The 8450-nt window shown below is 42.0% G+C and carries 6 protein-coding genes, 1 tRNA gene and 1 pseudogene; 5 read left to right on the top strand and 3 right to left on the bottom strand.

Annotated features, from left to right (window positions below; translation table 11 throughout):
* Positions 1 to 163: 163 nt before the first annotated feature.
* Positions 164 to 1972, top strand: coding sequence for a hypothetical protein (locus ACKPQ4_RS08910; protein WP_407680832.1), 1809 nt, complete (start codon positions 164 to 166; stop codon positions 1970 to 1972).
* Between the two features lie 526 nt (positions 1973 to 2498).
* Positions 2499 to 2574 (top strand) — tRNA-Lys (locus tag ACKPQ4_RS08905).
* Positions 2575 to 2840: 266 nt separating this feature from the next.
* Here ACKPQ4_RS08905 and ACKPQ4_RS08900 read toward each other — a convergent pair.
* From ACKPQ4_RS08900 to ACKPQ4_RS08890, 3 genes are all read right to left on the bottom strand, one after another.
* Complete coding sequence (locus tag ACKPQ4_RS08900; protein ID WP_407680831.1) at positions 2841 to 3566, bottom strand: SIMPL domain-containing protein; 726 nt, start codon at positions 3564 to 3566, stop codon at positions 2841 to 2843.
* A gap of 14 nt (positions 3567 to 3580) precedes the next feature.
* Positions 3581 to 4441 carry a hypothetical protein gene (locus ACKPQ4_RS08895; protein WP_407680830.1) on the bottom strand — a complete coding sequence of 287 codons (861 nt, stop codon included), beginning with the start codon at positions 4439 to 4441 and terminating at the stop codon, positions 3581 to 3583.
* 108 nt (positions 4442 to 4549) lie between these two features.
* Positions 4550 to 5170 carry a Maf family protein gene (locus ACKPQ4_RS08890; protein ID WP_407680829.1) on the bottom strand — a complete coding sequence of 207 codons (621 nt, stop codon included), beginning with the start codon at positions 5168 to 5170 and terminating at the stop codon, positions 4550 to 4552.
* A gap of 46 nt (positions 5171 to 5216) precedes the next feature.
* Here ACKPQ4_RS08890 and ACKPQ4_RS08885 point away from each other — a divergent pair, with 46 nt between their 5' ends.
* The 3 genes and pseudogenes from ACKPQ4_RS08885 to ACKPQ4_RS08875 all read left to right on the top strand — a co-directional run.
* Positions 5217 to 6839 (top strand): NAD+ synthase, encoded by a 1623-nt coding sequence (locus ACKPQ4_RS08885; protein ID WP_407680828.1) that lies wholly within the window; start codon positions 5217 to 5219, stop codon positions 6837 to 6839.
* Between the two features lie 15 nt (positions 6840 to 6854).
* Positions 6855 to 8135: a glutamate-1-semialdehyde 2,1-aminomutase gene (gene hemL, locus ACKPQ4_RS08880; protein WP_407680827.1), complete on the top strand. Its 1281-nt coding sequence runs from the start codon at positions 6855 to 6857 to the stop codon at positions 8133 to 8135.
* Between the two features lie 33 nt (positions 8136 to 8168).
* Positions 8169 to 8450: pseudogene (locus ACKPQ4_RS08875) on the top strand (hypothetical protein); the annotation flags it as partial.

The following is an 8450-nucleotide window of genomic DNA, read 5'->3' as shown; positions in this document are numbered from 1 at the left end:
AAGGTAGCTCAATCATTCAATTTGGCTTAGCAAAACAGAAATCTTACGCAATTTGTGGTTTTCTTTTTTATTTAATTTAAAATAATTTGAGCTTAGTCATTGTAAACCTGTGACAACCCGCCCCATTGTTTAAATAAGCCCTCAAGTAAAACGCCCCTTCATTATGTTTCAAAGAGTAGCATTCATCCTTTTAGGAATCACGGTTTCACCCACCCTACCTTTGCTATGTGCAAAAAGTTACATTTGGACAGATATCAACGGGCAGAAGATTGAGGCAGATTTCGTGGGTGCAAATGAAAGTACTGTCACCATATCGATGGAGGGACAGGAACTCGACCTCCCTATTGATTCGCTCAGTGCATTCTCCAAGGCATTGGCAATCAAGCTTCGTAAGGAGTCCAAGACTATCCAAACTGCCACCCCACCCGTTCAAATAAAATCAAAGCCCCTTTACGACTGGAAAGACCTTCAAGGCAGAGTCATTAAAGCGGAATTTATTAGTGCAAACAGTTCGGCAGTCAAAATACTTTTCAACGGGCAAACGGTTGAACTTTCATTCTCCTTCCTTAGTCAGGAATCTAAGAACCTAGCCAGACAACTCGCCCATCAAAGTGAACCTCTCACCAAGCAACTGACCCCGCAGGAAATCCAAATTGCAGCAACCAGGCAAGAAAGTGAAGAGAAGGGTACAGACCCTAATGGTCCACTTGACCTATCGGGCCCACAGGTATGGGTCAGTGCGGATGGTCGCCCACTGAAGGCCAAGTTCATTGGCTTTGAAGGTGACGAAGTTTCTCTGGAAACTGGATCTGGAAATGAAGTGGAAATCCACACCGACAACCTCTCTAAACAAGCCATTGCATTGGCTGAAAAACTTAAAAGTTTGTTAGATCAAAAAGAAAAAAGAGCCAAGTCCTTCGCTAAGGTTCGAAGTAAAATGAAAGTTCCTACAGTCAGTGCTGATGCCTTGGATCAGATGCAGGAACTTACTAATACCGACGGGGCATCGATCCGTGCTCGTTTTGTGGACGCGGATGATTTTGCTGTAACTATCGTACTCGCCAGCAGAATAGACCCCATTGAACTACCCTGGGATAAGTTTAGTTCCGATAGCCAGATCTTACTGGAAGCTCTCAGAAGAAAGAGTTTAACCGTAAACCGTGCCCCATCGATTTCGCCTGCAAAAGGCTCAAGGTTAGCCTCTTTTGCCAACGGGCCGTTCAAGGGATACAACACTGTTTTTCAGTCCGAGAGGTTCGATGCTGCCTTAAGCTCGTCGGGAAGTTCGGTTAAGATCTGGCTTAAAAATAGTAAAGATCCATCCAAACCGTTCAAAACTTTTGGAATCGGCTTTGGCACGCGGTATACAGATAGGACCAACCCGGAAAAGCATCGCAGGCGATCCAGGAAGATCACCGGTTTCGAAAATCCCCCGGAGGCTTCTATGAAGAGAGAAAAAACCACTATTTCCGGTACTTTAAATAACGGTGGTACATTTCAGTACGATATTCAAATCAACGATAAAGGATTAACTCTATGGTCCAAAATGAGTGATCCAAATGGAGAAAAAGAACCAACAAACATTAGCATTAACACTTCTATACCCGGGATTGTTCCCAACTCCAAAAATAAATCGATGGAAGAAGTCATGCCTTACATCGGCGATGGCTCCCTTGTTCTAAAACCAGCATCTGGCAAAACCCGAATTTTTCCTTACAAGGAAAAATGGATGACAACCAATGCCAAATATAAGGGGCAAAAATTTGGGGCAATGGATTCGGCAACGATCATAGGGTCTCCCTATGGAAATAGAATATCTTTTATGGCCACAGGTTCAGGAATGAGCTTTGGAAAAGAGGTAGCATACGGGAGAGTATTTCCATTCCAGGGCTTATCCTTAAGCTACAGAAATGGTTCTTCTCCTAAACTGATCCCTCAAAACCGAGCATTTAAAGTATTGATACTACCTTAAAATGACTAAAATGGTAGCGACGGAGGGGTTCAAACCTAGGCATAAAAGATTAAGTATGTAGATTTTTAAAGTTTAAAATATTTTATAAGTTAAATTTTTAAATTCATTACATAATATTTTTCACCGATAATAGGAATTAGGCTTTTGACGAGTAAGTTGTCAACATTGTCTCTATTACAATAACAATATCAATCGCTTACTCCTCTCCTGAAATAACAATATTGCATCAACAAATCTCTGATATTCGAACAGGAAACCACTCTCAAAACGGGACGAATACAGATTGAGAAAATGTGGAAATCTCCCCGAAACGTCTTCATTGAAGTCCTTTGTTCCAATGAAAATAAATCTTACAACCTCAGATGCTAGCGCAAGATCTGGTTCGTCCATGTTTGCAACTGGGGCATAGCTCTCGGTTAAGAGCCATAAGTAAAGAGGCTCGTTAGAATATGCTCGGGACTTTTTCAATGAATAGTTTTTTATCATTGATCATAAAAGGTGGACTTTTATAGTTCTCACTTTCGTTGGGGGTGTAGCTCAGTTGGTAGAGCAGTGGACTCTTAATCCATTTGTCGGGGGTTCGAGCCCCCCCGCCCCTACCATTACCAACTGCTCGATTCGACAATTGATTTCAAATCTACGGCATTTGTGGGTGAAAGGATTGGGTAAGCAAAGGTTTCTATCTGATAATTTCATGAGAATATCTGCCGGGTTGAGTCAACACCTCTCATTAAGTTGGTATAGATAAAGGCGATACCCTATTTTAAAAAGAATTAGGTAATTTCAAGAGTCTTCTGCTCTACTGACTGAGCTAAGCAGGCAACAAAGTAAACTCTCCAAGGTCGCCAGAGAGTCTTAGGAGTAAGCCTTATTCCAAAGCAAACTTTACCTGTACCCTTACTTCAGTGCTGAGGTCACTTGGGGCTTGGACGGGGACACTTTCTGCCATCATCGCATCAGAATTCATCAATCTACGTGCATGCAACGGGCGGTTGGAACCACTCAATTCCTGAATCGTTAGGGGCAGTCCTACTTTAACTTCAGGAAATTTTTTAGAAGCAAGAGCACCCGCAAGAATTTCTGCCTTATTTAATGCATCTTCCATCGCCCGTACTCTGGCTTCTTCCACATATTCTTCATTATCATCCAACGCAAAGCTGAGAGACTCAAAATTATTTCCGCCAGCATCAACAGTGGTTTGCATAATCTCTCCCACCCGATCGAGATCGTAAATGCGAACAACGATTATATTGGATACCTGATAACCGGTAACTAACGGTGGCAATCCTTTACGATATTGGCGTTGCGGAGTAATTTGAAATCGAGCGGTTTCGTAATGTTCTTCATCCACGCCCATCTCCTCAAGTACATCAAAGATTTTCAAAATTGACGCATTATTTATCTCAGTTGCTGATTTTGCGGTTTTAGCAGTGGATAAAACACCCATACGCAGAATGGCGAGATCGGGGGACGCACTTACTATTCCAGTTCCAGTAACATTGATCCAACGATCAGACTCTTGCTCCGGTTGGTGACCATGTAATGCAGATAACAGAAGAAAAAAGCTTAGGAGGATTTTTTTATTAATAATCATTACATACAAAGTTTTTAAAGAGAGGTTGGACCACTCAAGTCCTTTTTAGCTAATTTGAGAGTTTTCAAGTCTTTCCTCAATACTGTTATTTTATTTTGGACAAAGTTTTGATTGGTAACTTGATACTCGATTCCCCACCCACCAAATTTATGACCATTTCTTTTACCAGTTAAATCATGAAAGAATTTTTTTGGACCCATGATTTGTTCGAAATGTAAATAATATGAGGAGGTCATCGGAGAATCCATCTCACTTGTTAACTGAAAAGGAGGTCCACCCATTTTAAAGTCACGCAATATCAAATAGCCAATCGGTTTTTTAAGGGTTGAATAGGAAAGTGCTTCCTTTTTGACCTCAAATGATTGGACCAGCAACCTCTTGTTGGGGTCTTGCATATTTGTTGGTCTAAAAAACGATTCTTTGGAAGTCACATGGATCAACTCTTTGTATGGGATTCGAAGACGCAACCAATACCTCGGATGTTTCTTGGTTACAGGGTCGATTTTGCTTAAATCCTCAAGTTCTACCTTCTTAACACCCTCCCAAGACGCCAAACGAAATCGAGAAGGAATCTTTTCGTACTTGGTACAGATCAAACCAAATGTAGGTTCCGGTATTTTTTCCACCTTCTCACTTTGAGTTTCTTGATTGGTAGGCTTCTGGACAAGGGCTACTTCTTTTTTTTCTTCCTTCTCCAACACCGGAGGGGGTGCAGCTGGTTTATCGGGCAAAGGCTCAAAAGGAATAGCTTCAAGAGTTTTTGGCTCCACTTTGACTGGCTGGGGAGTGACAACTTGAGGGATTTCCTGTTTAACAATTTCTTCTGGTTTTGTTGATCCTCCTAAAAGCTCCACAATTTTTTCGCGAAAAATCATGATTCCTAAAAAAGCTACCCATAATAAGGCTAAAACAATAAGAGATTTTTTAATCAAAATTAAAGTTAGTTACTATTTAGTACATCAGCCGACAATCGAAGTGTAAACTCAGCTTTTATTCAGGGTTACAATATCAAGTTGATCAAACCATGTTCTTAAAAGCTCCATCGGGAGCCCAATAACATTGCTTCGCGAACCTTCGAACGAGCATACGATTAAATCTGCACGGGTTTGAAGAGCATAGGCACCTGCCTTGTCCAAAGGGTTAACAACTTGAAAATATTCTTCTATGGTGGAATCGTCCAAAACCTTAAAACTAACCAAAGAACTAACTACCTTACAATTTTCGATCTCTTGGGAGCGGTTCACTAAACAAACTCCTGTGTGAACAGAATGAGTTTTTCCTGACAATCGAATCAACATCGATTTGGCATCAGCTAAGTCAATTGGTTTACCCAGAGAATCATCTCCCAAAACAACCAATGTATCAGCTCCTAAAACCCATTTATCCGGGTAACGCTGAGAAACTGCATCAGCCTTCAACCTGGCATTTTCCATTGCTAATGCAATCGGTCCATCCGGATGTACTTTCAATTCCGATACAGATGCAGTCTCTACTTTAAAATTCTCCAAAAGACTGGCCAGTAGTTCCTTTCTTCTCGGAGAACCGGATGCCAAAACAAAAGAATATTTGGGCTTCTGGGTGGCTTTTTTAAGATCGGCAGACATAATAGATAGTTACTTACATGCTAACTGATATCCACATTTCAACAAGATGAAGATTGGAATTGCTCAGATAAATACAACTGTTGGAGATTTAACCGGTAATTTTGAAATCCTTCGATGTGCCTACGATGAACTTTCGAGCGATGGTGCCGACCTGGTTATTTTTCCTGAACTTGCCCTAAGTGGATACCCTCCCCGAGACTTATTGCTCAAAAAACGATTTGGTGAGGATTGTGCAGAAAAATTAAATCAATTTGCAAAACTTACCGGTGAATGCCCTGCCCTTTTAGGCTACCCTGAGAAGATAGGTTTAAAACAAAGCCGATCTTATTACAACTCGGCTGCCCTCTGTTTTGATGGCGAAGTAAAACAAGTTTTTCGCAAAAGACTTTTACCCACTTACGATGTTTTTGATGAAGACCGCTATTTCGAAAGCGGAAAAAGTCCTTTATATTTCTCTCTCTTGGGAAAAAAAATTGCGGTCTCTATTTGCGAAGATATCTGGAATTCCAATGGCAACCAACATTCAGAAAACCCAATCACAGATATCGCAAAAGAGAAACTGGATTTATTGATTAACCTTTCTGCCAGTCCCTGGCATGTTGATAAAAAAATGCAAAGGTCATCAATCCTTCAGGAGGTGGTGCAAAAAATCAATTGCCCATTGATTTATGTCAATTCAGTGGGAGGAAACGACGAACTTATCTTTGACGGGAGTTCCGTGGTCCTTGATAGCTCCGCAAATCCGACCCATTTCTCCCCATCTTTTGAAAGCAGTTGCCAAATAGTCGATTTAGAAAAAAAAGTGCCTATTGAACACTTAAAGGACAATGAACTTCAATGTATTCGCCAAGCCATTGTTCTAGGCTTGCGTGATTACACCCACAAAAGCGGGTTCAAAAAAGGGCTAATTGGATTGAGTGGTGGAATTGATTCAGCACTAACCGCGGCACTCGCAGTTGAAGCATTAGGAAGAGACAATGTTATTGGCATAAGTTTACCCTCTTCGATTTCAAGCGACCATAGCAAAGACGATGCACGGGACCTTGCTGAAAACCTCGGTATTGAATACCACACTTTACCGATTCAAAAAATTGTGGACTCTGCAGAAAGTGAACTTGCTCCCCTCTTTGCTGGCATGAGTCCAGATGTTACCGAAGAAAACCTTCAAGCAAGAAGCCGTGGGCTTTTACTCATGGCAGTCTCCAATAAGTTAGGAGCTCTCCTGCTAACCACCGGAAATAAGAGTGAATTAGCGGTTGGATATTGTACTCTTTATGGTGACATGTGTGGCGGTCTGGCGGTCATTTCCGATATACCCAAGACCAAAGTTTTTGCGCTAGCCAGACACATGAATTTAGATGGGGAAATAATTCCGCTGAGCACCATTGAAAAACCTCCCTCTGCTGAGCTACGCCCAGACCAAAAAGATAGTGATTCCCTCCCTGAATACAATATTTTGGATGGAATTTTACAGAGTTATATTGAAGATGGCTTATCCATACATGCAATTATTGACCAAGGTTACACTGAACATACCGTGAGGAGAATTGTTGGTCTCGTCGACCGTAACGAATACAAACGAAAACAAGCAGCTCCAGGTCTCAAAATTACCTCTCTCGCTTTTGGAATCGGTAGGCGCATGCCTATCGTACAAAAATACAGCAATTAATTTATCATTGTTTCCATGAAAAATTCACAATCCCTTTTTGAAAGAGCCAAAAAAATTATTCCGGGAGGTGTAAACTCTCCAGTTCGCGCATTCCGCTCTGTGGGCGGCACACCCTTTTTTACTGCTAAAGCATCTGGCAGTCGTCTTACCACAGTAGATGATAAGGAATTAATTGATTATGTCTGCACTTGGGGACCGGCCATTCACGGACATGATCATCCAAAAATTCGTGAAGCAATTAGTGATGCCTTAAGTAAAGGTACGAGCTTTGGTACCCCAGGACCCGCTGAAGTGGAAATGGCCGAATTAATTGTCGAACTCGTACCCTCGGTAGAAAAGGTTCGTATGTGCAATAGTGGAACAGAGGCTACTATGTCAGCTATTCGCTTAGCTAGAGGTTATACTGGTCGGGATAAAATCATTAAATTTGCAGGTTGCTACCATGGTCATGTGGACAGCCTATTAGTGAAGGCGGGCTCCGGTGCCCTGACCTTAGGAAATCCAGACAGTGCCGGAGTACCCGCATCTTTTGCCGCCGAAACCCTTGTGCTCCCATATAATGACTTGAATTCAGTAGCAGATACCTTGGCTTCATCCTCTGAACAGGTAGCCGCCATTATCGTCGAACCTTATCCGGCAAATTGCGGTTTAATCTTACCAATGGACGGTTACCTTGAAGGCTTGCGTACACTTTGTTCCAAATACGGGGTAGTCCTGATCTTTGACGAAGTAATGACCGGATTTCGCCTGGGTTTGGGTGGCGTCCAAGAAAGGACCGGAATCACACCAGATTTAACGGCGTTGGGAAAAATAATTGGAGGCGGTCTTCCCGTGGGTGCCTTTGGTGGTAAAGTAGAAATCATGGATCACCTATCCCCTATCGGACCTGTCTACCAAGCCGGTACATTAAGCGGAAACCCACTGGCGATGGCTGCTGGTATTGCATCCCTCAAACTGCTTAAAGAATCGCCCCCCTATGATCGATTGGAATCAATGGGACGGGAGCTTTCTTCCGGTCTTAAAGATATGGCTCAGTCTAGAGGGATTCCATTGCAAGTCCCACAAGTCGGATCGATGTTTTGTTTATTTTTCTGCGAAAACCCGGTGGTTCAATTTGAAGACTCAACCCAGGCAAAGCATGAAAATTTTAATGCCTTTTTCAATGCATGCCTCAAGAGAGGTCTTTATTTACCCCCTTCTTCTTACGAAACTTGTTTTATCAGTGCAGCTCACCAGAAAATTGATATCTCTAAAACATTGGAAATTTTTGAGGATTCATTTAGTTGTTTTTGTTGACCTTTTACTTCACTCAAAGAAATAACAAACTTAATGATTAAATCAGCGATCAGTCTTTTTTTGCTTTTCTACTTCGGAATAATATCCGCCCTCGCTCAAGCACAGGAACGTATCCCTTTCTACGAAGATTTTATCGAGGGTGGAGACCTCAGCGGATACCTTGAATTAGCTCATAGATTCTTGGACGAAAAACCTGACTCAAAAGAGGCACCGCGAGTTGCTCTGGATTTGATCATGATGGGTAAGGCTGCCGAGAACCTAAAGTCGGTGGTTCGAGGTACCGACCTTTTGCTTTTTAAATATTTAGGAACACTT

Source organism: Candidatus Chordibacter forsetii (assembly GCF_964187505.1).
GTDB classification, from domain to species: domain Bacteria; phylum Verrucomicrobiota; class Verrucomicrobiia; order Opitutales; family Seribacteraceae; genus Chordibacter; species Chordibacter forsetii.
Note: the sequence above shows the minus strand (reverse complement) of the source record. Positions and strands in the feature narration are given on the sequence as shown.